We start from the raw sequence: 24,758 nt of genomic DNA, 5'->3' as shown, positions 1-24,758 counted from the left end.
TTACGGGGCCATCACGAAATAGCTACTGTCCAATTAAATGTTGGAAAAAGACCTCACGCCAAGCCTCCGGTTATCAATTCATGGTGTCGAGCAAACTTACATACCGTCGATGAAACTTCCATGCTCTTCGGGTAACTCGTTGATTCTAATCAAGTGCTCATCAGTGGCACGCGAATTGCATAGTGACTCTCGCTTCCTCATGAAGCGAAACTGACTCGATATAAAACCAAAACGGAGAAAAACCATGAAAGTCCTGAAAAACTTGCTGGCCGCTGTGGCATTGACCGTGTTCGGCGCAGGCGCTGCGCAAGCAATCGTCGTTACCGACACGCATACGCCGTTCCTCCCTGTTCCTGTCGTCACGGGTTTCCCCTATAACTACACCCATACCCTGACGCGGTTCGGCGTTCCTGAGACGCAAGTCATCGAATCGGCGAAGCTGGACGTCGGCCTGTTCGACGTGACCGACGGCGGCTGGGTGAAGTTCCCCGAAACCGTCACGCTGCTTTTTAGCGGCAACGATGCGAGGACGGTCCAGAACGTGACCTACGAAGGCGCTGTCTATACCTTCGACCTGGTGACATCGCTGCTCGAGAGCGGCCTCCTGAACGTTTCCATCAGCGTGGGAAGCACCTGCATCCCAATCTTCGGCTGCGTCGTTCCGCAAGACGTGGTGTTTGCCTACTCGACCCTGACGGCCACGATCAACGCGCTGCCGGCGGCCGAAGTGCCCGAACCGGCCACGCTGTTCACGCTTGGCGCCGGCCTGCTGGGCCTGGCGGCTGCGCGTCGTCGGAAGATGCGCCAGGCCTGATCGCGCGCGTGCAACGGCCGGCCCCGGTCATCCCGATCGGGGCCGGCTTTTTGCGGATGTGGAGCCGGGAGATATCCGGCGTGGGTTGGACGGGTAGAAGGCGAAGCCTTCCACCCTACGATTTGTATTCGTCGTATTTGCGCGCGTCGCCGCGCACTTTGTCGGCCGGGTACTTGGCGCGGTTGAGCACCATTTTTTCTTCGACGGCTGCGAACAGGTCGACGTCGAGCTTGTCGGCCAGGCGCACCAGGTAGACCAGCACGTCGGCCATCTCGTGGCGCACCTCTTGCAGCTTGGCGGCGCCGAGCTCGCCAAGCTGGCCCGACTGCAGCCACTGGAAATGCTCCAGCAGCTCGGCCGCCTCGACGCTCAAGGCCGAGGCGAGGTTCTTGGGCGTGTGGAACTGGTCCCAGTCCCGCTCGTCCACGAACGTACGAACGATATCGCGCAGGCGCGCGAGATCACTGTCCGCGGCGTTCTTCACGCACTTCCCCGTCGTCCAGGTAGCCGTTGAGCACGCGTTCGAGCTTCGGCGCGATCTCGTCGAAGCTGCTGACCGTGATGCCCAGGTCGCGCAGCAGGCCGTCGTGCACGCCGTACACCCAGCTGTGGATGGTCAGCGGCTGGCCGCGTTCCCAGGCGTCGCGCACGATGGTGGTGTGGGCCGTGTTCATGACCTGCTCGGCCACGTTCAGTTCGACCAGGCGGTTGGTGGCGGCGCGGCCGGCCACGTTGCCCAGGTATTTGCCATGCTTTTCGCGCACATCGCGCACGTGGCCGAGCCAGTTGTCGGCCAGGCCGACGCGGATGTCGGTCAGCGCCGCATGCACGCCCGAGCAGCCGTAGTGGCCGCAGATGATGATGTGCTTGACCTTCAGGACGTCGATCGCGAACTGCAGCACCGAGAGGCAGTTCAGGTCGGAGTGCACGACCACGTTGGCGATGTTCCGGTGCACGAACAGTTCGCCCGGCGCCATGCCCAGCAATTCGTTGGCCGGCACGCGGCTGTCCGAGCAGCCGATCCACAGGTATTCGGGCGCCTGCTGGTCTTGCAGCGCCTTGAAGAAGTTCGGGTCCTCGGCCACCATCGAAGCGGCCCAGGTCCGGTTGCGTTCAAACAGTTCCGCCGCGGTCAGTCCCTTGGTCTTGTACTTGTCCATCGTGATTCCTTATATTGTCGTGTTGCCGTCGGGCGGGAAGTTTCCGGCCGACGTTGCCTGGCCCATCTCGTGCGGGCGCTTCGGCGGTGCTCCTCAAAATTACGTGAAGTGTAACAGCGTTGCGTGGCGTGCGGCGGCGTCGCGGCGGGGCAAAAAAAACCGCCGAGGGCGTGTGCCGCTCGGCGGTTTCAGTAAAGCCGCTTATTCGAAGAAGTCCTTGACCTTGTCCATCCAGCCCTTGCTTTGCGGGCTGTGCTTGGAACCGCCTTCGGTGGTCAGGCGCTCGAACTCGCGCAGCAGGTCCTTCTGCTTGTCGGTCAGCTTGACCGGGGTCTCGACCGCCACGTGGCAGAACAGGTCGCCGGTATAGCCCGAGCGCACGTTCTTGATGCCCTTGCCTTTCAGGCGGAAGGTCTTGCCGGTCTGGGTACCTTCAGGAACCGTGAACGAGACCTTGCCGGTGAGCGTCGGCACCTCGATCTCGCCGCCCAGGGCGGCCTTGGAAAACGAGATCGGCATTTCGCAATGCAGGTCGTCGCCTTCGCGCTGGAACACCGCGTGCTGCTTGATGTGGATCTCCACATACAGGTCGCCCGGCGGTCCGCCATTGGTGCCCGGTTCGCCGTTGCCCGACGAGCGGATGCGCATGCCGTTGTCGATGCCGGCCGGGATCTTCACTTCGAGCGTCTTGTTGCGCTTGATGCGTCCGGCGCCGCCGCAGGCCGCGCACGGCTCGGGGATGATCTTGCCGCTGCCATGGCATTTCGGGCAGGTCTGCTGGATGCTGAAGAAGCCCTGCTGCATGCGCACCTGGCCGTGGCCGGCGCAAGTGGTGCAAGTGACGGGCTGGGTACCCGCCTTGGCGCCGCTGCCGTGGCAGGTGTCGCACTTGTCCCAGCTCGGCACGCGGATCGTGGTGTCGAAGCCGTGGGCCGCCTGCTCCAGCGTGATCTCGAGGTTGTAGCGCAGGTCGGCGCCGCGGTACACCTGCGGGCCACCGCCACCGCGGCCGCCGCGGCCGCCGCCGAAGATGTCGCCGAAGATGTCGCCGAAGGCATCGCCGAAGCCGCCCGCACCGCCGCCAAAGCCCCCGCCCATGCCGCTGTTCGGATCGACGCCGGCGTGACCGTAGCGGTCATACGCCTCGCGCTTCTCCGGATTGGTCAGCATCTCGTAGGCCTCTTTGACCTCCTTGAACTTCTCTTCCGCTTCCTTGTTGTCGGGGTTGCGGTCGGGGTGGTACTTCATCGCAAGCTTGCGATACGACTTCTTGATCTCGTCTTCCGACGCACCTTTTGCGACCCCGAGGATCTCGTAAAAATCACGCTTCGCCATGGTCGGCACCTAAAGTTATCTACTGAATTCTCTAACAAAAAAACCGAGCCGATGACCAGTGAAGGTGTCGGCTCGGCCTATGCGCGGGATGCTGTCGGTTCCCGCGCCAGAGACGCTTACTTGGCGTCCTTCACTTCCTTGAAGTCGGCGTCGACCACGTCGTCGTCCTGCTTGGCCGACTGTTCGCCACCGGCTGCGCCGGCACCGCCAGCCGCGCCGGCCGCGCCCGCGCCGCCAGCCTGCTGCGCCTGCATGTCGGCGTACATCTTCTCGCCCAGCGACTGCGCTGCGCTCGACAGGGCCGCGGTCTTGGCGTCGATGTCAGCCTTGTCGCCGCTCTTGATCGCGCCTTCCAGGTCGGCGATCGCCGCTTCGATCTTCTCTTTCTCGGCCGCGTCCAGCTTGTCGCCGTACTCGGTCAGCGACTTGCGGGTCGAGTGGACCAGCGCGTCGCCCTGGTTGCGGGCTTCGGCCATTTCCTTGACCTTCTTGTCTTCTTCGGCGTTCAGCTCGGCGTCCTTCACCATCTTCTGGATTTCTTCTTCCGACAGGCCCGAGTTGGCCTTGATGGTGATCTTGTTTTCCTTGCCGGTGGCCTTGTCTTTCGCGCCGACGTGCAGGATGCCGTTGGCATCGATGTCGAAGGTCACTTCGATCTGCGGGGTGCCGCGTGCTGCCGGCGGGATGCCCTCGAGGTTGAACTCGCCCAGGCTCTTGTTGCCTTGCGCGATTTCACGCTCGCCCTGGTAGACCTTGATCGTCACGGCCGGCTGGTTGTCGTCGGCGGTCGAGAACACCTGCGAGAACTTGGTCGGGATCGTGGTGTTCTTGTGGATCATCTTGGTCATCACGCCGCCCAGGGTCTCGATGCCCAGCGACAGCGGGGTCACGTCCAGCAGCAGCAGGTCCTTGCGCTCGCCCGACAGGACCGAGCCCTGGATCGCGGCGCCGACAGCGACGGCTTCGTCAGGGTTCACGTCCTTGCGTGCATCCTTGCCGAAGAATTCCTTCACTTTCTCTTGCACCTTCGGCATACGGGTCATGCCGCCGACCAGGATGATGTCGTCGATGTCCGAGACCTTCACGCCGGCATCCTTGATGGCGATGCGGCATGGCTCGATGGTCTTGGCGATCAGTTCCTCGACCAGCGATTCCAGCTTGGCGCGGGTCATCTTGAGGTTCAGGTGGACCGGGGCGCCGTTGGCCATGGCGATGTACGGCTCGTTGATCTCGGTCTGCTGCGACGACGACAGTTCGATCTTCGCGCGCTCGGCCGATGCCTTGATGCGCTGCAGGGCGATGGCGTCTTTCGACAGGTCCAGGCCGTTGATCTTCTTGAACTCGTCGATGATGTAGTCGATCACGCGCTGGTCGAAGTCTTCGCCGCCCAGGAAGGTGTCGCCGTTGGTCGAGAGCACTTCGAACTGCTTCTCGCCGTCGACGTCGGCGATCTCGATGATCGAGACGTCGAAGGTGCCGCCACCGAGGTCATACACGGCGATCTTGCGGTCGCCCTTGTCGGTCTTGTCCAGGCCGAAGGCCAGCGCGGCCGCGGTCGGCTCGTTGATGATGCGCTTGACGTCCAGGCCGGCGATGCGGCCGGCGTCCTTGGTCGCCTGGCGCTGCGAGTCGTTGAAGTAGGCCGGCACGGTGATGACGGCTTCGGTGACTTCTTCGCCCAGGTAGTCCTCGGCAGTCTTCTTCATCTTGCGCAGGACTTCAGCCGAGATCTGCTGGGCTGCCAGTTTCTTGTCGCGCACACCGACCCAGGCGTCGCCGTTGTCGGCTTTGACGATGGCGTACGGCATCAGCGAGATGTCTTTCTGCACTTCTTTTTCGTCGAATTTACGGCCGATCAGGCGCTTGACGGCGAACAGGGTGTTCTTTGGATTGGTCACTGCCTGGCGCTTGGCCGGCGCGCCGACGAGGATCTCGCCGTCTTCCTGGTAGGCGATGATCGACGGCGTGGTACGCGCGCCTTCGGCGTTCTCGATCACCTTCGGGGTACCGTTTTCCATGATGGCGACGCAGGAGTTGGTGGTGCCCAGGTCGATACCGATGATTTTGCCCATGATGTGTTCCTTTAGTATTTGTGAATTTCTGATGGATTCAATATTGGGAAGGAGCAGCGTGCTTTCAAGTGGTTCAGTTGACAGCGTCAGTCAGAACACACACAGATGCATGCTGCCGCTCCTTATTTCGGCGCCGCGGCGGTCACGATGGCCGGACGCAGCAGGCGGTCGGCGATCATATAGCCCTTTTGCAGCACGGCGACCACGGTATTGGCTTCCTGCTCCGATGGCACGACGGCCACGGCCTGGTGCTTGTTCGGATCGAGCTTGTCGCCCGGCTGCGGCATGACTTCGACCAGGCGGTTCTTTTCGAAGGCGGCGGTCAGCTGCTTGAGGGTCATTTCGACGCCTTCCTTGATCGACTCGACCGTCGGGGCTTCGACCTTGACGGCCATCTCCAGGCTGTCGCGCACCGGCACCATGGCCTCGGCGAAGCTTTCGATGGCAAATTTGTGGGCCTTGCTGACGTCTTCCTGGGCGCGGCGGCGGATGTTATCGGCCTCGGCCTTGGCGCGCATGAAGGCGTCGTGCATTTCTGCCAGTTTCGCTTCGGTCGCGCTCAGCTGTTCTTCGAGGCCCGGCACGGCGAATGGAGCGGCCGGCGCTTCTGCTTGAGTGTCTGCACCGGCAACGGCGTCAGCGCCAGGCGCCTCGCTGCTCTGCTGGTCAATCACTTCTTTGTTTTCTTGGTCTTGCATCGGAAAAACTCCTAGAATCAAGGACTTGGCTGAGTTGAAAACGTATCCTGATCGATACACAGCGCCCCAGATGGGGCGATCTCCTACAATTTCAAGGGGAATTGCAGAGGTGTCATCGGAAAACGCCATAAATACGGCGCCCAGCACCAACAACCTGGCATTTTAGCAGGTTGTCAATAAGCAAGCGCTGGTCGAAAAAATGCCGGCATGGGGCCGGCAAGCGGTTTCAGGCGCCCAGGCGCGCCGCGTTCTGGGCGCCGAGTTCGGCGTCGAGGCGTTGCGCTTCGCGCTGGGCCGGGGTCTGGATGGTCGACCAGCCGATCAGGTGCTGCTCGGCGATCTCGGCCATGCCGCGGATCCATGCGGGCGAGGCGTTCAGGCAGGGGATGTAGTGGAAATCCTTGCCGCCGTTGCTTTCGAAATCATGCCGCACTTCCATCGAGATCTCTTCGAGCGTTTCGAGGCAGTCGCTGGTGAAGCCCGGACAGATGACGTCGATGCGCTCGACCCCGGCCTGGGCCAGCTGCTGCACCGTCGGCGCCGTGTAGGGTTGCAGCCATTCGGCCTTGCCGAAGCGCGACTGGAAAGTGACCAGGTAGTCGTCCGGGCCCAGCTCGAGGGCTTGCGCCAGCAGGCGTCCGGTCTTCTGGCACTCGCAGAAATACGGGTCGCCCAGCTCGAGGGTGCGCTTGGGCGTGCCGTGGAAGCTCATCACCAGCTTCTGGCCGCGGCCGTGGGCGTCCCAATACGCCAGCACATTGTCGCGCAGCGCATGGATATAGCCTTCGTGGTCGTGGTAGTGCTTCACCAGGCGCAGCTCGGGCACGTTACGCACCTGGCCGTAGTGCTGGAAGACCGCGTCCCAGATCGAGGCGGTGGTGGTGCCGGAATACTGCGGGTAGGCGGGCAGCACGACGATGCGGTCGCAGCCGTTTTGCTTGAGCCCGTCGAGCACGTCGGGCAGGGACGGCGATCCATAGCGCATGGCCATGACGACCTTGACGTCTTCGTGGCCGCGTTCGGCCAGTACGGCGTGCAGCTTCGATGCCTGCTGGGCGGTATGGATGCGCAGCGGCGAGCCGTCGCGGGTCCAGATGGTGCGGTATTTGGCGGCCGACTGGCCGGAGCGGAACGGCAGGATGAACAGGTTCAGGATGAACCACCAGATGCGGCTGGGGATCTCGACCACGCGCGGATCTGACAGGAACTGCTTCAGGTAGCGGCGCACGCTCGAGCGGGTCGGCTCGTCCGGCGTGCCGAGGTTGACCAGGACGATCGCGCTGTGCGACACGGTGCCGTGGAGATGAGGCGGTTCTTTACGAAATGGCATAGAGAGGGATTCGTGACAGGACTCATCTATTATAAGTGGGGCCTGCCGCCGAATCGGATGGCGCCCCCCTTTGCCGGAGTGGCGCCACCGCCTTCCGTGGCGCTGCCGCCACGGAAACTGTCCTATCTGCCAGGAATCAGGTGTTCACGTGCAGGCGCACGTCGATATTGCCGCGGGTGGCGTTCGAGTACGGGCACACGATGTGGGCCTTGTCGACCAGCTCTTGCAGCTGGGCCTGGTCCATGCCGGGGGCCTTGATGGTCAGGTCGACTTCGATGCCGAAGCCGGTCGGGATCTGGCCGATGCCGACGTCGCCGGTGATGGTCAGGTCTTGCGGCAGCGCGACCTTGGCCTGGCCGGCCACGAACTTGAGGGCGCCCAGGAAGCAGGCCGAATAGCCGGCCGCGAACAGCTGCTCCGGATTCGTGCCCGGGCCGCCACCGCCGCCCAGTTCCTTCGGCGTGCTCAGTTTCAGGTCAAGGACGCCATCGGAACTTTTTGACGAGCCTTCACGGCCGCCTTGCGAGGTGGCTTGGGCGCGGTAGAGGACTTTTTCGATGCTCATGCGAATTCCTTTCGTGGTTGGGTTGGTGGGCGATGCTGCAGCGAGCAGGCTGCAGGTCGAACATCACTCTGCCACAGAATCAAGAAGCGGGCATGACGACTAATTGAATAGAAGCCTGCCATGACCGTCACCACGGTGTTTCACGAAGCGAGCAACTCCCGCGCATGCTTGCGCGTGGTCTCGGTGATCTCGATCCCGCCCAGCATGCGCGCCACCTCTTCGACCCGCGCGCGGCTGTCGAGCACGTCGATGCGCGAGACGGTACGGCCCTCGCCCGTCGTGCCCTTGGCCACCTGGAAGTGCTGGTTGGCCTGGCTCGCCACCTGCGGCAAGTGGGTCACGCACAGTACCTGCCGTTGCTGGCCCAGGCGCTTCAACAGGCGCCCCACCACCTCGGCCACGCCGCCGCCGATGCCGGTATCGACCTCGTCGAAGATCAGGGTCGGCACCGTGCTCGCATTCGAGGTGATCACCGAGATCGCCAGCGAGATCCGCGCCAGCTCACCGCCCGAGGCCACCTTGGCCAGCGGACGCGGCGCCACGCCGGCATGGCCGGCAACCAAAAATTCCACCTGCTCCAGGCCATGCGCACCGGGTTCGCCGTTATTGAGACCGATGGCGAAGCTGCCGCCGCTCATGCTCAACTCTTGCATCGCGGCCGTCACTTGGGTGCCGAGTTCGGCCGCCGCCTTGACGCGCCGGCTTGATAAGCGGCCGGCCACTTCCATGTAGCCACCCCTGGCTTTTTCTTCCTGCTTGCGCAGGCCCTCGATATCGGTGGCATCGGCCAGCTGGCGCAGCTTGGTGGCCAGTTGCGCGTGTTCCTCGGGCAGTTCTTCGGGCGTGACGCGGTATTTGCGCGCGGCGCTGTGCAGGGCGTCCATGCGGGCGTCGACTTCGCGCAGGCGACCAGGGTCGAGCTCGACCTTGTCGATATAGTTGTTCAGCTCGGACACCGCCTCTTGCAGCTGGATGCGGGCCGGCTCCATGCAGTCGAGCACCGACTGCAGTTGCGCGTCGACGTCGACCAGCTTGCCGAGCTTGGCGTTGAGCGAGGACAGCTGCGACAGGATCGGATGCTCGGACTCGGAGATCGCCGCCAGGGCTTCCTGCGCGCCTTCGAGCAGGCTGGCGGCATGCGACAGGCGGCTGTGCTCGTTGCTGATCTCGACCCATTCACCAAGCTTGGGCGCCAGTTTATCGAGCTCGCTCACCTGCCACTCGAGGCGCTCGCGCTCGATCAGCACGTTCTTGGCATTGGTCTCGTATTCCTCGCGCTGGCGCACCAGCGCGCGCCAGGCGCGCCAGGCTTGCGAGACTTCTTGCGCCTCGCTGCGTGCCTGCGGATCGCGCACCGCGATCTGGTTGTCGAGCAGCGCGCGCTGGGCGTCCGGCTTGAGCAGCGACTGGTGGGCATGCTGGCCGTGGATGTCGACCAGCAGCTCGCCCAGCTCGCGCAACTGGGCCGCGGTGGCAGCCACGCCATTGATATAGGCCTTGGAGCGGCCGGCGTTGTCGATCACGCGGCGTAGCAGCGCCCCGCCCTCGTCGACGCTGAATTCATGCTGCGCCAGCCAGGCCATCCCTGCGTCGTTCGGCGCAAAATCGGCGGTGATGTCGGCCCTGGCCGCGCCTTCGCGCACCATGCTGGCGTCGCCGCGCCCGCCCAGCGCCAGTTGCAGCGCATCGATCAGGATCGACTTGCCGGCGCCGGTCTCGCCGGTGAACACCGAAAAGCCGTTCGAGAACTCCAGTTCGATGGCGTCGACGATGACGAAGTCGCGGATGGTCAGTGTGCGCAGCATGAAAAATCGGGTCTCCGGTGATTGGCGATTCTGTGGCGAACAAGTCGGGCGACGGATGGCCGTTGCTTATTTGAGCCGGCCGTCGTTGGTGGGGTATTCGTTCCAGTGCAGCTTCTGGCGCAGCGTGTGGTAGTAGCTCCAGTCGAGCGGATGCAGGAAGGTGATCGTGTGCGGCGAGCGCGAGATGACGATCTGGTCGCCCAGCTGCAGGCTGGTGAAGGTCTGCATGTCGAAGTTCACGCTGATGTCGCGTCCCGTCACCAGCTCGACCACGATCTCGCTGTCGTCGGGCACCACGATCGGCCGGTTCGACAGCGCGTGCGGCGCGATCGGCACCAGCACCGTGCCCTTCATCCTTGGGTGCAGCAGCGGGCCGCCGGCCGACAGCGCATACGCCGTGGAGCCGGTGGGCGTGGACACGATCAGGCCGTCCGAACGCTGGTTGTACATGAATTGACCGTCGACGGACAGCTTGAGTTCGACCATGCCGGCGCCGGTGCCGCGCGCCACGACCACGTCGTTGACGGCCACGCTGCAGAAGATCTGCTCGCCGCCGCGCATCACGCGCGCCTCGAGCAGCGTGCGCTCTTCGGCGCGCGAGCGGCCCTGCAGGATCTCGCTGAGCGCAGGCAGCATGTCGTCGAGCGGGATGTCGGTGATAAAGCCGAGCCGGCCAAGGTTGATGCCGACCAGGGCGATGTCGTACGCGGCCAGCTGGCGCGCAATGCCCAGCATGGTGCCGTCGCCGCCGACCACGATGCCGATCCTGGCCTGGACGCCGATCTCGGCCACGGTCATCGAATCGATGTCGGCCAATTGCAGGTTGGCCGCGGTATCGGCCTCGAACACCACCCGGTAGCCCGCCTCTTGCAGGAAATCGCGGATGCGGCCGACCGGCTCTTCGACGCCTGCCGTATTGTGCCGCACCACGAGCGCGATGATCTGTTGCGTTTGGGGCGAAGCGGGCATGACGGTCTCTGCACTATGAGGTTAAGGGTACGCTGGAGATTAACCGATAATCCCTGCGGCTGCCATACGGCGCTCTGCCATTACTGTATAGATGAACAGTATAGCGGGCGCCACCCCTGCCCTGCAAGTTCAGCCCATCAGGACCATGCCCATCACGGTCAATACGGCCGAGGCCAGGGTCACGATGTGGGCAAAGATCAGTACCACCCACCGGACGACAGTGCCGAACCAGCCGCTCTCGTAGACCCGGCGCATCGCGATCGGCAGGTAGAACACCAGCCATAACAGCAATGCGAAGGTAATGAATTTCCAGGTCTCCGGCACCAGGATCATCACCGACAGCATCAGGAAGGCGAAGGCATTCACGTGCAGCGCGAACAGGAAGTGCTCTCCGTAGCGGCGCCCGCTGCCCAGGTACAGGATCTTCAGGTACAGCGCGAACAGCGGCATCATGGCGAAGATCGCGTACGGCGTGTAACTGTAGAAAGCCTGCTTGAGGGCCGCCTTCTGGGCCTGCGGCGACAGCGACAGGAAGCGCGCGACCCGCTCTCGCAACACCGGATGCACATTGCCGGCCTTCTTGTCGAGCATGGCCAGGACTCTTTCATACTCGGCGGCGTTCGCCCCCATGGCCGGGCCCAGCACCGTCTCCTTGACGCGCCCTTCGGCCACCGCGGCGGTCAGCGCGGGCGACGGTTCGTCGAAGCGCGCCACGTCGACGCCGCTAATCTTGAACAGTGCAAAGAAGATGATGCTGAAGGTCAGGTACACGCGCAGCGGCTCGAGATAGCGTACGCGGCGGCCCTGGATGTATTCGCAGGTCAGCACGCCAGGCTTGGCGATCAGCAGGGCCAGCGTTTTCCACAGCTTGCCTTCCAGCGCCACGTAGTGAGCGATGAATTCGTGCAGGAATTCGCGCGCACTCGGCACATGCAGATGGGTCGCCTGCCCGCAATGCTGGCAGAAATTGCCTTGCGTATCGGCGCCGCAGTTCTTGCAGGCGACGCTGGCATGGTGGATCAGGGAATCTGTACTCATCGTGCTTTTCCGTCAATACGGTCAAGCACTCATCTTATCCATGTAATTGCAAAAAAGCATCATCAAATTACGAGGTTCAATTGCGCGACCCGTTCATCGGCAGGCAGTTAGGATAATGATGACGAAAATGCAAAGGAGAGCACCATGGTGACAGAATCCAAGGACCGGTTCGTCAATACCAAGGAACCGATGAGCAACGATGGCGTCAAACGCCAGCCGCACGAACGCGACGAAACGCCGGACGCGCAAGACCAGGAGCCTCGTGGCGTCATGAAACAGGCGGCCAAAGACCTCGAACAAGGCCTGGTCGACACCGATTCGCGCAACACGCCCGGCATCTCGGAAGCGGTCGACCCCGCGCCGGGCGCCAGTGGCCAGGCCCAGCCGCAGCCCGACCGTCATCGCGACATGCGCGACCACGACGCCGAGCCCGCACCCGAAGACAACGACAGCGAAAGGAAATAAACCATGACGATCAAACGCGACGGCAGCGCCGTCTGGAGCGGCGGCATCAAGGACGGCAAGGGCCAGGTCTCGACCGGCAGCGGCGCCCTCAAGGACCAGCCCTATGGCTTCAACACCCGCTTCGAAGACGCGCCGGGCACCAATCCCGAAGAGCTGATCGGTGCGGCCCACGCCGGCTGCTTCACGATGGCGCTGTCGGGCCAGCTGGGCCAGGCCGGCCTGACCGCCGACGAACTGCGCACCAAGGCGACGGTGTCGATGGAAAAAGTCGAGGGCGGCTTCTCGATCACGGCCGTGCACCTCGAGCTGGTGGCAAAGATCCCGGGCGCCAGCCAGGAAGCCTTCGACAAGGCGGCCACCACGGCCAAGGAAAACTGCCCGGTCTCCAAACTGCTGAACGCCAAGATCACGCTCGACGCGAAGCTCGAGAACTGATCGGCTGCGCCGCGGACCTGGGCGATCCGCGGCGCGTCCGCTTTCCCGGCTTCGGCAAGGAAGCTGTCAAACGCATAGAATGCGGTTTTCCCGGAACACATAAGGACAACCCAATGCGCATCCTGCATACCATGTTGAGGGTCGGCGACCTGCAACGTTCCATCGACTTCTACACCAAGGTGCTGGGCATGAAACTGCTGCGCACCAGCGACAACCCGGAGTACAAGTACAGCCTGGCCTTCCTCGGCTACGGCAGCAACCCGGACCACGCCGAGCTCGAACTGACCTATAACTGGGGCACCGACAGCTACGACATGGGCTCGGCCTACGGCCACATCGCCATCTCGGCCGACGACATCTACGCCACCTGCGACCAGGTGCGCGCGACCGGGGGCAACATTACCCGCGAACCGGGCCCGGTCAAGGGCGGCACCACCGTGATCGCCTTCATCACCGATCCCGATGGCTACAAGGTCGAGCTGATCGAACGTGCAGACCATGCTGGCGGCGGTGGATTGAGCAACTAAACACTGGCTGTCTGAGGGCAATGGCGCGGCGCCTTCACGGGCGCCGCGCCATTTTCATTTCTCCGTACCCATTGCACATATCCCGCCGACAGCTTGACGACCGTCATGCCTGCAGGCATCACTGACAAGACCTGTTCTTTTAAGATCGACAAAGGCGCGGTCCTGAGCGAGGCGACCATCGCCTCGTGTATTGCAGAATGTAATTTCAGATAATGGAGAAATACCGCCCCGCACAGATGTATATATGGAATTTCCAGCGGTCGACTCCTCCTACGGACAGTCGATCTGGCAATGGGACACCCGGCAAGACTGACAGTTGTAGCGGCGGGGGATTCGACCGCCTCCCAGCAAACTCCACACACCACTGCTACAATCACCCCCGCCTGCTGTTGAGCAGTGCACCACAATTCAATTACGTCTTCGGGGCGGGGTGCGATTCCCCACCGGCGGTATGACCTTCACAGGTCGAGCCCGCGAGCGCCTGTTCAGGTTCCAATGAGCAGGGTCAGCAGACCTGGTGAGAAGCCAGGGCCGACGGTATAGTCCGGATGAAAGAAGATGTGCGCTGTCATGCGCCTGATCGCCCGCGTCTTCGCGGCTGAACAGGTGCGCGGTTTCGCTTTGCCCTGATGCGTTTTTCGCCAACCACTGCGAGGAGCGTTTCACATGCTAGTCCCTACCTACACCCTTCACAGCAACGACCTGGAAGGCCGTATCGCCGCCGCCCTGGCCGCCATGCGCGCCGGTATCCCGGTCATCCTGCTCGACGACTTCGACCGCGAGAACGAGGCCGACCTGATCGTCGCCGCCGAGAAACTGAGCGTCGAAACCATGGCCCTGATGATCCGCGAATGCAGCGGCATCGTCTGCCTGTGCCTGTCCGACGACAAGGTGCGCGCGCTCGAGCTGCCGCCGATGGCGCCGGAAAACGGCAGCCGTTACGGCACCCCGTTCACGGTCTCGATCGAAGCTCGCCATGGCGTGACCACCGGCGTGTCCGCCGCCGACCGCGTGTCGACCATCCAGGCCGCGATCGCGCGCAATGCCCAGCCGCACGACCTGGTGCGTCCCGGCCACGTGTTCCCGCTGCGCGCCACGCCGGGCGGCGTGCTGGCGCGCGCCGGTCATACCGAAGGCTCGGTCGACCTGGCCAAGCTGGCCAGCCTGCAGCCGGCCGCCGTGCTGTGCGAGCTGATGAACCCGGACGGCACCATGATGCGCGGCGAGCAAATCGAACAGTTCGCCGAAGAGCGTGCTTTCCCGATCCTCACCATCGCCGAACTGATCCAATGGCGCCGCGCACGCGCGCTGTAAACTGCCTGGACCGCTATTACCGGATGTGAAGCCATGTGCCGCACATCCGGGCCGAAGTGATATTAGGTGGAAATCCTGTCATGGCGAACTGTTAAACTGGCGCCCACTGTTATCGACATGGATGAAGCACGCGTGATCTATCGGCCAAGGGCCTCCGACCTGCAGTTCCTCGAACAGAACTCTTCTGCAATGGCGCGCGCTGGCATATTTCTGCCGCATCTGGATCAGCGCATCAATTTGCTGAACTATATCCGCATCGCCGAGGACGTCGCGGCCAATCTCTCGGGCTTGGCGTTGCCTGAAGGGCAGAATGCTCCAGGGCGCACGCTCGACTGGGGCTGCGGATATGGCCAGATGACCTGGCTGCTCAAGAATCGCGGCCTCGCCGTCACTTCGTTCGACATCGGCCCCGAGGACACCCCCCGCCCGACATGCCCCTGTGCTCGGAACTGAAGGTGGTGCGTTCGACCCATCCTACCAACCTGCCATTTCCTGATGCGTGCTTCGATGCCGTCATGAGCTGCGGCGTGCTGGAACATGTCGACGAATGCAGCGGTACACCTGGCAACGAGAGCAAATCATTGGACGAGATTGCACGGGTCCTGAGCCCGAATGGCAAATTTCTGATCTACCAATTACCGCAGAAGGCAGCCTGGCAAGAGGCCGTCGTACGCCGCTTCAAGCTCGGCTATGCACATCCCCGGCGCTATGCCGAGGCCGAGATTGTCGCGATCCTGGCCGGTGCCGGTTTCACGGTAACCCGCTTGAAACGCGCCAATCTGGTCCCCAAGAATCTAACCGGCATGCCGATGGCCTTGCGCAAGGTCTACAGCAAGTTCACTCCGCTACTGCTCGTGCTCGACCGAATTCTGTGTGCGATTCCGATACTCAACCGGATCGCCGGCGTATTCGATCGTTGCCGTCAAAAACAAGGCCGGATAACGACCCGGCCCCTTGCGCGCCACCCGAGTGGCCGCGCATGCGGTGTGCACGCCGAACGGCGTGCCTGCGTTTACTCGCCCAGCAGGCTGTTCACCGGCACCAGGTCCGCCTCGCGCAGCGAACCGGCGGCCGCCTTCAGGCGCAGGCCGTTGATGACGACGTCATACCGCGCACGCGACAGGTCGGTGCGGGTCTGGTACAGCTGGCGCTGGGCGTTCAGCACGTCGATATTGATGCGCACGCCGACCTGGTAACCCAGCTTGTTCGATTCCAGCGCCGACTGGCTCGACACTTCGGCCGCTTCCAGCGCCTTGACCTGGGCCAGGCCGCTGTTCACGCCCAGGAACGATTGGCGCGCCTGCAGGGCCGCGTTGCGGCGGGTCGCTTCCAGGTCGTTGCGGGCCTTGTCTTCCAGCGCGATCGCTTCGCGCACCCGGCTGGTCACGGCGTAGCCGCTGAAGATCGGCACGCTCCACTGCACGCCGATCGCATTGTTCCTGGTGTCGCCCGAACTGCCGGTGCGGCCGTTGACGTCGCGGCGGGTCGAGCTGGCCACCAGGTCGACGGTCGGCAGGTGGCCGGCGCGGTTGCGCGAGATGTCGCGCATGGCGAATTCGACCTGCAACTGGCCGACGGTCACGCCGTAGTTCTGGTTCTCGGCCGACGAGACCCATGGGTCAACCGAGGCCGGCTGCGGCACCGCCAGGGTCACGCCCGGCTTGAGCGAGGCCAGGTTGCCCGGCGCGGTGCCGATGATCGTCTGCAGCGTGTTGCGCTTGTTGTCCAGGTCGTTGACGGCGGCGAATTCCTGCGCCAGCACCAGGTCGTATGCGGCCTGCGCCTCGTGGGTGTCGGTGATGGTCTGGGTGCCGACCTCGAAGTTGCGCTTGGCCGACGCCAGCTGTTCGGTGGTCGCTTCCTTCTGGGCGCGGGTCGATTCCAGCTTGTCTTGCGCCGCCAGCACGTCGAAATAGGCCGTCGCCACGCGGGTGATCAGGTCTTGCTGGGCCTGGGCGAACTGCGCCTCGGCGATCGCCTGCTGCAGCTTGCTCTGCTGGTAGGTCTGCCAGCGATCCCAGCGGTACAGCGGCTGCTGCAGCGACAAGGTGTATTCGTTGGTGCGCAGGTTGGAGCCGCTGCCATCGATGATGCCCGGCTGGCCGTTCGGCAAGGTGCCGACCTGGCCGATATTCCACGGGTCGAACTCATTGTCGTTCTTGCTGATGCCCCCACTGAGACCCACGGTCGGGAGCAGGCCGGCACGCCCCTGTGTGATCCGCTCGCGGCCCGCGGACAGCGAGGCGCGCGCGCTCGCATACGTCGCATCGTTGGCCAGCGCCTGCTGGTAAACCTGGATCAGGTCGGCAGCACCGGCGTTGAGCGAGAAGCCGGCGCTGGCAAGCAGCACGGCAAGTAGGGGTTTCTGCATTGCTATCTCCACAGGAGTCATCTAGTTGAGGATCAGGTCAATACTTCGGCATCGACGGATCGACCTGTACGGCCCAGGCGTGTACCCCGCCCGTTAAATTCGTTACGTTACTGAACCCATTTCGCTCCAGGAAGGCGGCCACCTGCATGCTGCGCGCGCCGTGGTGGCAAATGCACACCACCTCCCTGTCGTCGTCGATCTCGCTCACGCGGACCGGAATCAGGTGCATCGGGATCTGGGTCGAGCCTGCGATCTTGCAGGTCTCGAATTCCCAGTCCTCGCGCACGTCGAGCAGCAGCGGCTGCTCGCGCGCCGGGTCGGCCAGCCAGGCGGCCAACTCGGGAGCGGTCATCTGTCGCATCGTCGCCCTCAGAAGGTGAAGCGCGACGGCGCTTCGGCGCCGGTCAGCGGCTTGGCCAGGGTCTCGAACACCTTGACCGCATCGTGCGCCGTTTCCGAGGTGCGGGTGATCAGCTGGCAGCTCATCGCCGGCGCTTCGCCCAGGATCGCGATCATGCGACCGCCCACCTTCAGCTGCTTGACCAGTGCTTCCGGCAGCACCGGCAGGCCGCCCGACACCACGATCACGTCATATTCGGTGCCGGTCGACCAGCCCTGGGCGCCATTGCCTTCTTCCACGCTGACGTTGATCACGCCGGCCCTTGCCAGGTTTTCCTTGGCCAGGGTCACGCTCTCGGGCTGGATCTCGACGCTGGTCACGTGGCGCGCAGTGCGCGCCAGCAGCGCGGTCATGTAGCCGGAGCCGGTGCCGATCTCGAGCACGTTTTCATGGTTCTTTACCGCGATCTCTTGCACGATGCGCGCTTCGACCTTCGGATTGAGCATCGCCTCGCCGCCCGGCAGCGGGATCTCGACGTCCGCAAAGGCCAGGTTTTCGTACGCCTTCGGCACGAATTGTTCGCGCTTGACCACGTGCAGCATGGCCAGCACGTCTTCATCCAGTACGTTCCACGGACGGATTTGCTGTTCGATCATGTTGAAACGGGCTTGTTCGATATTCATTTCAGTTCTCGGTGGAAAAATAAACAATCCGATATTCTAATCGCACAATGCTCTCTGGACGCACATCTTAACGATGCACGGCCAGGCCAGCGGAAAATTGCGACAGTCTGCAGTTTGAGGGGGATGAACGCCAGAAATCCGTCCCTGGCGTGATTGGACACCTAGCGGGTTGCGGGAACCAGGCCGTGCAGGGTGATGTCGAGGAAGGCTTCGAGGAAGGCTTCGGGCTGCAGGTCGCAGCGCTCGCAGGGGGCAATGGTGTGCTTCCAGGTCGACAGCATCATCAATGGCGCAATCAGCACCTGCGCCGTTTGTGGTACATCGATCACGCGGAATTCGCCGCGGCGGATACCGCGCTCTAGCATGTTCGAGATCATGACGATACCGCGTGTCATGACTTCCTGCTGATAAAAACGCGCCAGTTCGGGGAAATTGTCGGCTTCGGCGAGGATCAGTTTGCTGATGCCGGAAGCCTTGGTCGCTCCGATGCGGCGCCACCACGACAAGATCACGTGGCGCAGCAGTTCGGCGCTGTGGCCATCGAACTCGGCCACCGACGCTTCGGCATCGCCGATCATCGGCAAGATAGTCTGGCGGACGACCGCCTTGAACAGGTCTTCCTTGTTGGCGTAATACAGGTACAGCGTGCCCTTGGAAACGCCGGCGCGGCGGGCCACGTCTTCAAGACGGGTAGAGGCGAAACCGCGCTCGACGAACAGCTCGATTGCGGAAGCCAGTAACTCCTGGGGACGCGCTTCCTTGCGACGTTCCCAGCGCGGCTTACTGTCAAGTTGGCAGTCCATATTCCCGCCCAGAAATTATCTAAGGAACAATTAATATAGACCGCGCTTGTCCGCCTAGTCAAGCAATCGTTGTATAACCGAAACTATATTACGTGAAATATCGTACTGACCATAGATTCATCTGTTTTGATACGCCCGATGCGGCTTGGGTAGCGAGAAAGGCGCGTTATACTGGCGGGCTTCGTTCAAGCATCCATGCTGTCCATGTCCGCCTCTTTCCCCTGCCGGCCACAATGCGGCGCCTGCTGCACCGCGCCCTCGATCACCAGCCCGATTCCCGGCATGCCGAACGGCAAACCAGCCGGGGTACGGTGTATTCAGTTGGGAGAGGATGCGCTGTGCAAGATCTTTGGACGGCCGGAACGACCGGCCTTCTGCGGCGGCCTGCAACCGTCGCACGAAATGTGCGGCGACGAGCGCGCGCAGGCGATCCGGTGGCTCACCGAGCTGGAGCGGGCAACGGCGCCGTAACGCGACGTCTACACCGCCGATTTGCCGCGCGCCTGCTGCACCCGCTGGAACAGCCCGCCCACGGTCAAGCCATCATGCCAGATATCGTCCAGCAGCAAGCCGTAGCGTTCGCGCAGGGCGCGCGCCAGCGGTTCGATGTCGGAGGCATCGGGCATCCAGCGCGCCGGCCTGGCGGCGCGCACCACGCCCAGCACCTGGTCGTCGGGACGCAGGTGCAGCCGTTCACTGTCGCCGAACGAGAAGGCGGCGCCGAACACGGACAGGAATTCGCGGATGTCCTTGCGGGAAGCGGTAGGGAAGGAACTACGCCAGACCCGGCCCTGGAAGGGTCGGTAGCGTAATGCATTAGGCAACTGCCAGTCATGAAATGCCAGCCAGGACAACCCGGCGAGGACGATGACCAATAATAGACTCATTGGGTGAGTGCAGGATTACTCATGGTTTTAGTGTAGCACGCGATTTCACATTCTTCGCAAGCGCTTTTTTGTGCGTGCGCACGTCCATACGCCGTCCAGCGCCGGCCGGCGCCGGCAAAAATCGCCCGTACGGTTCAGTTAGCCCAACGGTGGCGGCCCGGCTCATGGTAAGCTTCGAGCCCAAGTCGGCATGCCTCTCTGGCTTCTCCTAGTCACTTCCACACCGAAACAATTTCATGGATATTGCGCTCGCCATCAAGGCGATCATCATGGGCCTGGTCGAGGGCTTCACCGAATTCCTCCCGATTTCTTCCACTGGTCACCTGATTCTTGCGGGCGAGCTGCTCGATTTCACGGGCGTACGGGAAACGGTGTTCAAGATCGTGATCCAGCTCGGCGCCGTGCTGGCCGTCGTGTGGGAATACCGCGAGCGCGTCACGCGCCTGTTCGCGGGGCTGGGCTCGGACCCGCTCCAGCAGCGCTTCGCGCGCAATGTCGTCGTCGCCTTCCTGCCGGCCGCGATCATGGGCGTGCTGTTCAGCGCCACGATCACCGAACTCCTGTTCCACCCGGTTCCGGTGGCAATCGCCCTGGTCGTGGGCGGCGTCATCATCCTGTGGGTCGAACACCGCCAGCGCCAGCGCACCACGCCACCGCGGGTCGAAACGGTCGACCAGATGACGGCGCTCGACGCCCTGAAAGTCGGCTTCGCCCAGTCCTTCGCCCTGATCCCCGGCACCAGCCGATCGGGCTCGACCATCATCGGCGGCATGCTGTTCGGCCTGTCGCGCAAGGCCGCCACCGAATTCTCGTTCTTCCTGGCCATCCCGACGATGCTCGGCGCCACGGTGTATTCTGTGGTCAAGGAACGCGAGGCATTGTCGATGGCTGACTTCCCGCTGTTCAGCCTGGGCTTCGTCTCGGCCTTCATCGCCGCCTTCATGTGCGTGCGCTGGTTGCTGCGCTACATCAGCACGCACGACTTCACGATCTTCGCCTGGTACCGTATCGTATTCGGTATCCTGGTGCTGGTGACCGCCCACTTTGGCTTGGTCAACTGGTCGGAGTAAACTAGCGCCTTACCCTGATCCAAACACTGAAACAGACAGTATGAATCCCGATATCGGCGCCGACCTCGGCGCGCGCGCTCTCCACGTGCTGGAGACGGTCTTTGGCTATCCCGCCTTCCGCGGGCAGCAGGGAGAGATCGTCGAGCACGTGGCCAGCGGTGGCGACGCGCTGGTCCTGATGCCGACCGGCGGCGGCAAGTCGCTGTGCTACCAGATCCCCGCCCTGCTGCGCGACGGCGTCGGCGTCGTTATCTCCCCGCTCATCGCCCTGATGCAAGACCAGGTCGATGCGCTGGAAGAAGTCGGCGTGCGCGCCGCGTTCCTCAACTCGACCCAGACCTTCGAAGAAGCCATGCGCATCGAGCGCCTGGTGCGTACCGGCGAGATCGACCTGGTCTACGTGGCGCCCGAGCGCCTGATGACGCCGCGCTGCCTCGAACTGTTCGAGGCAGCGCGCATCTCGCTGTTCGCCATCGACGAGGCCCACTGCGTCTCGCAATGGGGGCATGATTTCCGGCCCGAGTACATCCGGCTGTCGATCCTGCACGAGCGCTTCCCCAATGTGCCGCGCATCGCGCTCACCGCGACTGCCGACCAGCAGACCCGGGCCGAGATCGCGCACCGCCTGCAACTCGAAGGCGCGCGCCAGTTCGTCTCGTCGTTCGACCGGCCCAATATCCGCTATTCGATCGTCGAGAAAGCCAACGGCCGCAAGCAGCTGCTCGACTTCATCGCCGGCGAGCATGCCCAGGATTCCGGCATCGTCTACTGCCTGTCGCGCAAGAAGGTCGAAGAGACGGCCGACTTCCTGAACGAGAACGGCATCCGCGCCATGGCCTATCACGCCGGCATGGAGCACACGGTGCGCGCCGCCAACCAGGCCCGCTTCCTGCGCGAAGAGAACATCGTCATGGTCGCCACCATTGCCTTCGGCATGGGCATCGACAAGCCCGATGTGCGCTTTGTCTGCCACCTCGACCTGCCCAAGAGTATCGAGGGTTACTATCAAGAGACCGGTCGCGCCGGCCGCGACGGCGCTCCCGCCAGCGCCTGGATGGCCTACGGCCTGCAAGACGTGGTCCTGCAGCGCCGCATGATCGACGAATCCGAGGCCGACGAAACCTTCAAGCGCGTACTGTCGATGAAGCTCGACGCCATGCTGGGCCTGTGCGAGACCTTGTCCTGCCGGCGCATGCGCCTGCTCGACTACTTCGGCGAGCGCTCCGGCCCCTGCGGCAACTGCGACACCTGCCTGGTGCCGCCGGTCAGCTTCGACGGTTCGGTGCCGGTGCAAAAGCTGCTGTCGACCATCTACCGGGTCGACCAGCGCTTCGCCGGCGGCCACGTGATCGACGTGCTGCGCGGCGCCCAGACCGAACGCATCAGCCAGTGGCACCATGACAAGCTCACCGTGTATGGTGTCGGCGCCGACCGCAGCGAACAGGAGTGGCGCGCGATCTTGCGCCAAGCGATCGCCCTGGGCCTGGTCACGGTCGACCATGACGCTTTCAGCTCACTGAAACTCACCGACGCCGCGCGTCCGGTGCTCAAGGGCGAGCAGAAGGTGCAGCTGCGCCAGTACCAGAAGCCGGTCAAGGCCAAGCGCCCATCCACCTCGCGCTCGAGCTACGAAGAGACCGAATTGTCGCGCGACGAACAGGGCATCTTCGACCGCCTGCGCTCCTGGCGCATGGGCACCGCGCGCGAACACGGCGTGCCGGCCTATGTCGTGTTCCAGGATGCGACCCTGCGCGAAATCGCCAAGGTCAAGCCGACCTCGATCGACCAGCTGCGTGGCGTGTCGGGTGTCGGCGAGAAAAAGCTGGTCTCTTACGGCGACGAGATCGTCGCCATCATCAATGAGATGACGTAGGCGCCGTCGGTCTACTCGCGGAACAGGTAAGTAAAACTGCGGCTGACCGGCAGCACTTCGTCGCTGCCGCGCAGCAGCACCTGCATCCGTTCGGCGTCGATCCGTTCGGCCGCCTTGATCGCATTCACATTCACCAGGGTGCCGCGGTGGATCTGCCAGAACAGGCCGGGATCGAGCCCGCCCACCAGGTCTTTCAAGGGAATGCGCACCAGGGCTTCGGAGTCGGCCAGCACCACCCGCGTGTACTTGGTGTCGGCCTGGAAGAACAACACCTCCTGCACGTCGATCAGGCGGATCTGCTTGCCGACGCTGGCTTTCAGCCACTTCAGCTTTTCGCGCCTGGGTTCGGGCGAAGCCTCCTGCACCTGCTTGACGACCTCGCTGACGTCGTCCGGGCGGGCATCCAGTTTTTCGCGCAGGCGCACCAGCGCCTTGTCCAGGCGGCCCGGCTGGATGGGTTTGAGCAGGTAGTCGACCGCGCCGGTGTCGAAGGCGTCGACCGCATACTGGTCGTAGGCCGTGACGAACACCACGTGCGAGCGGCGGCCGATGCGCTCGGCCACTTCCAGGCCCGACATGCCCGGCATGCGGATATCGAGAAAGACCACTTGCGGCTCGTGTTCGAGCCAGGCATCCCAGGCGTCGATGCCGTTCTCGGGCGCGGCCACGACCTGCGCCTCGGGCCAGGCCGTGGCCAGCATGCCGAGCAGGCGCTCGCGCATCAGGGGTTCGTCTTCGGCGACCAGCACGGTGATGCTCATTTCGGCTCCTTGCAAGGGATGGCAATTTCGGCCAGCAGGCCGGGTTCGGCTTCAGAGAGCAACAGGCAGGCGCCCTCGCCGTAGGCCAGGCGCAGGCGGTGGCGCACGTTTTCCAGGCCGGTGCCGGCGCCCGGCGTATCGCTCATGCCGACGCCGCTGTCGCGCACCCCGATCCGGATCGTTCCCTCGTCGTCCTGGGCCGTGACGACGATTTCGCCGCCATGCAGGGACGGTTCGATGCCATGCTTGATCGCGTTCTCGGCCAGGGTGAGCACGAGCATGCTGGGCACCTGGGTAGCGGCCAGCGCCTCCGGCAGGTCGACACGGTAGCGCAGGCGATCGCCCATCCGGATCTGCATCACACGCAGGTAGGAGTCGACCAGGCCGAATTCGGTCGCCAATGCCACCTGCTCGCAGCGCATATCGCTCATGCTGGCGCGCAGGAAGTCGATCAAGTGGGACGTGAGTTCGGCTGCCCTTGCCGCACCTTGGGCGCCCTGCTCGGCCAGCTGCTGCACCGCGCCCAGGGTATTGAACAGGAAGTGCGGTTCGATCTGGGCGCGCAGCAGGCGCAATTGGGTTTCGCTCAGTTCGCGCGCCAGGCGCTCCTGTTCGGCATCGCGCTTGAGCTGTTCGGCCTGGAGCTGATAATGGCGGTTGCGCAGCACGGCCACCACGATGGTCGGTATCGCCACCAGCGCCGTCACGACCAGTGTCACGATAACGACGACCTTGGGCAGTTTATCCAGCAGGACCGTCCACTGGTCGCCCTTCTCGAACATGGCGGTCATGGCGCCGAACAACCCACCCAGCAAGCCCAGGCCGACGATGGTAACCAGCGCCTTGCCCTTGGCACGTACGATCTTGCCGTAGTTGAACCAGACGCCGAACAGCGAGAAGGACATCGCAATCCCGATCGCGTTGGCGATAACGACCGTTTCCCACCACGGCTTGGCCGGCAGGAAGGCGAGGTTGATCAGGAACCCAAGTACCGACAGCACGACGAGCAGCTTGAGAATCGCAAGCAGTACCGTGGAAGTGCGGACGGTGCTGGAGAAGCGGTGCAGCTCCTCGCGCTCCTGCGGCGACATCTCGGCCAGCTTGCAGGCGATGAAGCGCCGCCATCCGGCCGGCGCATGCGCGGCCAGGGCTGGGTTCTTGAGCACCGCGAGCTGCTCTGCGTCGCACTCGCGGTAATACGCTGCAATTCGTTTCCACATACCGTTCTCCTTGTTGTCATCGACAATGTATATCAACGAGTACAGTCTGAGGATTTCCGGCAGCCCGGGACAGCGGGTGGCGACGAACGACGAAGACGGGGGAACGAACGACGATTCGCCCCCGGATTGACACTTAGAGCCTATCCCGGTAGGTGGGAGTCGCTCCTGACGCGCCTGGCAAGCGTGCGCTGCGTTGCTCGTCGTTGCATGGCTCGCCATGCGG

The 24,758-nt window shown here is 63.4% G+C and carries 26 protein-coding genes, 1 pseudogene and 1 riboswitch; of the genes and pseudogenes, 10 read left to right on the top strand and 17 right to left on the bottom strand.

The features are described 5' to 3' along the window. The first annotated feature begins 244 nt into the window (after window positions 1–244). Window positions 245–814: a PEP-CTERM sorting domain-containing protein gene (locus E8M83_RS17495; protein WP_137174628.1), complete on the top strand. Its 570-nt coding sequence runs from the start codon at window positions 245–247 to the stop codon at window positions 812–814. Between the two features lie 115 nt (window positions 815–929). Here the strand turns inward: E8M83_RS17495 and E8M83_RS17490 are convergent, their stop codons facing one another. The 10 genes from E8M83_RS17490 to E8M83_RS17445 all read right to left on the bottom strand — a co-directional run bounded on the left by E8M83_RS17490 (window position 930) and on the right by E8M83_RS17445 (window position 11,786). Then, window positions 930–1,298 carry a nucleotide pyrophosphohydrolase gene (locus E8M83_RS17490; RefSeq protein ID WP_137174627.1) on the bottom strand — a complete coding sequence of 123 codons (369 nt, stop codon included), beginning with the start codon at window positions 1,296–1,298 and terminating at the stop codon, window positions 930–932. Further along, entirely contained in the window at window positions 1,276–1,974 is a 699-nt protein-coding gene (gene can / locus E8M83_RS17485; protein WP_137174626.1) for a carbonate dehydratase, read from the bottom strand. Before can ends, E8M83_RS17490 begins: the two co-directional genes overlap by 23 nt. Before the next feature lie 201 nt (window positions 1,975–2,175). After that, complete coding sequence (gene dnaJ, locus E8M83_RS17480) at window positions 2,176–3,309, bottom strand: molecular chaperone DnaJ (RefSeq protein ID WP_137174625.1); 1,134 nt, start codon at window positions 3,307–3,309, stop codon at window positions 2,176–2,178. Window positions 3,310–3,425: 116 nt separating this feature from the next. Then, complete coding sequence (gene dnaK / locus E8M83_RS17475) at window positions 3,426–5,381, bottom strand: molecular chaperone DnaK (protein WP_137174624.1); 1,956 nt, start codon at window positions 5,379–5,381, stop codon at window positions 3,426–3,428. A 122-nt stretch (window positions 5,382–5,503) separates the two neighbouring features. Next, window positions 5,504–6,079, bottom strand: a complete 576-nt coding sequence (gene grpE / locus E8M83_RS17470; RefSeq protein WP_137174623.1) for a nucleotide exchange factor GrpE — start codon at window positions 6,077–6,079, stop codon at window positions 5,504–5,506. A gap of 226 nt (window positions 6,080–6,305) precedes the next feature. Continuing rightward, complete coding sequence (gene hemH, locus E8M83_RS17465; protein ID WP_137174622.1) at window positions 6,306–7,409, bottom strand: ferrochelatase; 1,104 nt, start codon at window positions 7,407–7,409, stop codon at window positions 6,306–6,308. 136 nt (window positions 7,410–7,545) lie between these two features. Continuing rightward, the gene (locus tag E8M83_RS17460) at window positions 7,546–7,974 is read right to left on the bottom strand and encodes an organic hydroperoxide resistance protein (protein WP_137174621.1); all 429 of its coding nucleotides are present in this window, start codon (window positions 7,972–7,974) and stop codon (window positions 7,546–7,548) included. A gap of 140 nt (window positions 7,975–8,114) precedes the next feature. Beyond that, complete coding sequence (gene recN / locus E8M83_RS17455; protein WP_137174620.1) at window positions 8,115–9,779, bottom strand: DNA repair protein RecN; 1,665 nt, start codon at window positions 9,777–9,779, stop codon at window positions 8,115–8,117. Window positions 9,780–9,845: 66 nt separating this feature from the next. Beyond that, window positions 9,846–10,748, bottom strand: coding sequence for an NAD kinase (locus tag E8M83_RS17450; RefSeq protein ID WP_137174619.1), 903 nt, complete (start codon window positions 10,746–10,748; stop codon window positions 9,846–9,848). Window positions 10,749–10,877: 129 nt separating this feature from the next. Then, window positions 10,878–11,786, bottom strand: a complete 909-nt coding sequence (locus tag E8M83_RS17445) for a DUF3667 domain-containing protein (protein ID WP_137174618.1) — start codon at window positions 11,784–11,786, stop codon at window positions 10,878–10,880. A gap of 144 nt (window positions 11,787–11,930) precedes the next feature. Here E8M83_RS17445 and E8M83_RS17440 point away from each other — a divergent pair, with 144 nt between their 5' ends. The 6 genes and pseudogenes from E8M83_RS17440 to E8M83_RS26585 all read left to right on the top strand — a co-directional run. Beyond that, window positions 11,931–12,251, top strand: coding sequence for a hypothetical protein (locus E8M83_RS17440; RefSeq protein WP_137174617.1), 321 nt, complete (start codon window positions 11,931–11,933; stop codon window positions 12,249–12,251). A gap of 3 nt (window positions 12,252–12,254) precedes the next feature. Further along, complete coding sequence (locus E8M83_RS17435) at window positions 12,255–12,686, top strand: OsmC family protein (protein ID WP_123067820.1); 432 nt, start codon at window positions 12,255–12,257, stop codon at window positions 12,684–12,686. A gap of 113 nt (window positions 12,687–12,799) precedes the next feature. After that, complete coding sequence (gene gloA / locus E8M83_RS17430; protein ID WP_137174616.1) at window positions 12,800–13,213, top strand: lactoylglutathione lyase; 414 nt, start codon at window positions 12,800–12,802, stop codon at window positions 13,211–13,213. A gap of 412 nt (window positions 13,214–13,625) precedes the next feature. Beyond that, a riboswitch (FMN riboswitch) is annotated at window positions 13,626–13,777 on the top strand. Window positions 13,778–13,879: 102 nt separating this feature from the next. Further along, window positions 13,880–14,527 carry a 3,4-dihydroxy-2-butanone-4-phosphate synthase gene (ribB, locus tag E8M83_RS17425; protein ID WP_137174615.1) on the top strand — a complete coding sequence of 216 codons (648 nt, stop codon included), beginning with the start codon at window positions 13,880–13,882 and terminating at the stop codon, window positions 14,525–14,527. A gap of 66 nt (window positions 14,528–14,593) precedes the next feature. Then, window positions 14,594–14,980 carry a hypothetical protein gene (locus E8M83_RS17420; RefSeq protein ID WP_137174614.1) on the top strand — a complete coding sequence of 129 codons (387 nt, stop codon included), beginning with the start codon at window positions 14,594–14,596 and terminating at the stop codon, window positions 14,978–14,980. Next, window positions 14,959–15,144, top strand: a pseudogene (locus E8M83_RS26585) (methyltransferase domain-containing protein); the annotation flags it as partial. The gene E8M83_RS17420 and the pseudogene E8M83_RS26585, both read left to right, overlap by 22 nt. Window positions 15,145–15,539: 395 nt before the next feature. Here the strand turns inward: E8M83_RS26585 and E8M83_RS17410 are convergent. The 4 genes from E8M83_RS17410 to E8M83_RS17395 form a co-directional block, all read right to left on the bottom strand. Beyond that, window positions 15,540–16,898, bottom strand: a complete 1,359-nt coding sequence (locus E8M83_RS17410; protein WP_137174612.1) for a TolC family outer membrane protein — start codon at window positions 16,896–16,898, stop codon at window positions 15,540–15,542. A 37-nt stretch (window positions 16,899–16,935) separates the two neighbouring features. Continuing rightward, window positions 16,936–17,259 carry a rhodanese-like domain-containing protein gene (locus E8M83_RS17405; protein WP_137174611.1) on the bottom strand — a complete coding sequence of 108 codons (324 nt, stop codon included), beginning with the start codon at window positions 17,257–17,259 and terminating at the stop codon, window positions 16,936–16,938. 8 nt (window positions 17,260–17,267) lie between these two features. Next, a complete protein-coding gene (locus E8M83_RS17400) occupies window positions 17,268–17,921 on the bottom strand; it encodes a protein-L-isoaspartate O-methyltransferase (protein ID WP_137174610.1) in 654 nt (217 codons plus the stop codon). Between the two features lie 161 nt (window positions 17,922–18,082). After that, window positions 18,083–18,724, bottom strand: a complete 642-nt coding sequence (locus tag E8M83_RS17395) for a TetR/AcrR family transcriptional regulator (RefSeq protein WP_137174609.1) — start codon at window positions 18,722–18,724, stop codon at window positions 18,083–18,085. 195 nt (window positions 18,725–18,919) lie between these two features. Between E8M83_RS17395 and E8M83_RS17390 the strand changes: the two genes are divergently transcribed. Further along, window positions 18,920–19,195 carry a YkgJ family cysteine cluster protein gene (locus E8M83_RS17390; RefSeq protein ID WP_137174608.1) on the top strand — a complete coding sequence of 92 codons (276 nt, stop codon included), beginning with the start codon at window positions 18,920–18,922 and terminating at the stop codon, window positions 19,193–19,195. A gap of 8 nt (window positions 19,196–19,203) precedes the next feature. Here E8M83_RS17390 and E8M83_RS17385 read toward each other — a convergent pair whose 3' ends face one another. After that, complete coding sequence (locus E8M83_RS17385; protein WP_137174607.1) at window positions 19,204–19,611, bottom strand: hypothetical protein; 408 nt, start codon at window positions 19,609–19,611, stop codon at window positions 19,204–19,206. Between the two features lie 236 nt (window positions 19,612–19,847). On the opposite strand from E8M83_RS17385, the gene E8M83_RS17380 reads away from it, so the two are divergent. Together E8M83_RS17380 and recQ are read left to right on the top strand one after the other, a co-directional pair. Beyond that, on the top strand, window positions 19,848–20,681 hold the full coding sequence (locus E8M83_RS17380; RefSeq protein ID WP_137174606.1) for an undecaprenyl-diphosphate phosphatase: 834 nt from the start codon (window positions 19,848–19,850) through the stop codon (window positions 20,679–20,681). A 40-nt stretch (window positions 20,682–20,721) separates the two neighbouring features. Further along, entirely contained in the window at window positions 20,722–22,554 is a 1,833-nt protein-coding gene (gene recQ, locus E8M83_RS17375) for a DNA helicase RecQ (RefSeq protein ID WP_137174605.1), read from the top strand. Between the two features lie 11 nt (window positions 22,555–22,565). Here recQ and E8M83_RS17370 read toward each other — a convergent pair whose 3' ends face one another. Both E8M83_RS17370 and E8M83_RS17365 read right to left on the bottom strand, forming a co-directional pair. Continuing rightward, entirely contained in the window at window positions 22,566–23,315 is a 750-nt protein-coding gene (locus tag E8M83_RS17370; protein ID WP_137174604.1) for a LytTR family DNA-binding domain-containing protein, read from the bottom strand. Continuing rightward, window positions 23,312–24,535 (bottom strand): sensor histidine kinase, encoded by a 1,224-nt coding sequence (locus E8M83_RS17365; RefSeq protein ID WP_170976849.1) that lies wholly within the window; start codon window positions 24,533–24,535, stop codon window positions 23,312–23,314. Before E8M83_RS17365 ends, E8M83_RS17370 begins: the two co-directional genes overlap by 4 nt. Window positions 24,536–24,758 lie beyond the last annotated feature (223 nt).

Origin of the sequence: Massilia sp. HP4, from assembly GCF_005222695.1 — a bacterium.
Lineage (GTDB): Bacteria > Pseudomonadota > Gammaproteobacteria > Burkholderiales > Burkholderiaceae_D > Telluria.
The sequence above is the reverse complement of the archived record's forward strand: the minus strand, read 5'-3'. Positions and strand labels throughout refer to the sequence as shown.

Coding starts and splice junctions, on each gene's coding strand:
- E8M83_RS17495 (WP_137174628.1), top strand. CDS start 245: ATGAAAGTCCTGAAAAACTTGCTGGCCGCTGTGGCATTGACCGTGTTC.
- can (WP_137174626.1), bottom strand. CDS start 1,974: ATGGACAAGTACAAGACCAAGGGACTGACCGCGGCGGAACTGTTTGAA.
- dnaJ (WP_137174625.1), bottom strand. CDS start 3,309: ATGGCGAAGCGTGATTTTTACGAGATCCTCGGGGTCGCAAAAGGTGCG.
- dnaK (WP_137174624.1), bottom strand. CDS start 5,381: ATGGGCAAAATCATCGGTATCGACCTGGGCACCACCAACTCCTGCGTC.
- grpE (WP_137174623.1), bottom strand. CDS start 6,079: ATGCAAGACCAAGAAAACAAAGAAGTGATTGACCAGCAGAGCAGCGAG.
- hemH (WP_137174622.1), bottom strand. CDS start 7,409: ATGCCATTTCGTAAAGAACCGCCTCATCTCCACGGCACCGTGTCGCAC.
- E8M83_RS17460 (WP_137174621.1), bottom strand. CDS start 7,974: ATGAGCATCGAAAAAGTCCTCTACCGCGCCCAAGCCACCTCGCAAGGC.
- recN (WP_137174620.1), bottom strand. CDS start 9,779: ATGCTGCGCACACTGACCATCCGCGACTTCGTCATCGTCGACGCCATC.
- E8M83_RS17450 (WP_137174619.1), bottom strand. CDS start 10,748: ATGCCCGCTTCGCCCCAAACGCAACAGATCATCGCGCTCGTGGTGCGG.
- E8M83_RS17445 (WP_137174618.1), bottom strand. CDS start 11,786: ATGAGTACAGATTCCCTGATCCACCATGCCAGCGTCGCCTGCAAGAAC.
- E8M83_RS17440 (WP_137174617.1), top strand. CDS start 11,931: ATGGTGACAGAATCCAAGGACCGGTTCGTCAATACCAAGGAACCGATG.
- E8M83_RS17435 (WP_123067820.1), top strand. CDS start 12,255: ATGACGATCAAACGCGACGGCAGCGCCGTCTGGAGCGGCGGCATCAAG.
- gloA (WP_137174616.1), top strand. CDS start 12,800: ATGCGCATCCTGCATACCATGTTGAGGGTCGGCGACCTGCAACGTTCC.
- ribB (WP_137174615.1), top strand. CDS start 13,880: ATGCTAGTCCCTACCTACACCCTTCACAGCAACGACCTGGAAGGCCGT.
- E8M83_RS17410 (WP_137174612.1), bottom strand. CDS start 16,898: ATGCAGAAACCCCTACTTGCCGTGCTGCTTGCCAGCGCCGGCTTCTCG.
- E8M83_RS17405 (WP_137174611.1), bottom strand. CDS start 17,259: ATGCGACAGATGACCGCTCCCGAGTTGGCCGCCTGGCTGGCCGACCCG.
- E8M83_RS17400 (WP_137174610.1), bottom strand. CDS start 17,921: ATGAATATCGAACAAGCCCGTTTCAACATGATCGAACAGCAAATCCGT.
- E8M83_RS17395 (WP_137174609.1), bottom strand. CDS start 18,724: ATGGACTGCCAACTTGACAGTAAGCCGCGCTGGGAACGTCGCAAGGAA.
- E8M83_RS17390 (WP_137174608.1), top strand. CDS start 18,920: ATGCTGTCCATGTCCGCCTCTTTCCCCTGCCGGCCACAATGCGGCGCC.
- E8M83_RS17385 (WP_137174607.1), bottom strand. CDS start 19,611: ATGAGTCTATTATTGGTCATCGTCCTCGCCGGGTTGTCCTGGCTGGCA.
- E8M83_RS17380 (WP_137174606.1), top strand. CDS start 19,848: ATGGATATTGCGCTCGCCATCAAGGCGATCATCATGGGCCTGGTCGAG.
- recQ (WP_137174605.1), top strand. CDS start 20,722: ATGAATCCCGATATCGGCGCCGACCTCGGCGCGCGCGCTCTCCACGTG.
- E8M83_RS17370 (WP_137174604.1), bottom strand. CDS start 23,315: ATGAGCATCACCGTGCTGGTCGCCGAAGACGAACCCCTGATGCGCGAG.
- E8M83_RS17365 (WP_170976849.1), bottom strand. CDS start 24,535: ATGTGGAAACGAATTGCAGCGTATTACCGCGAGTGCGACGCAGAGCAG.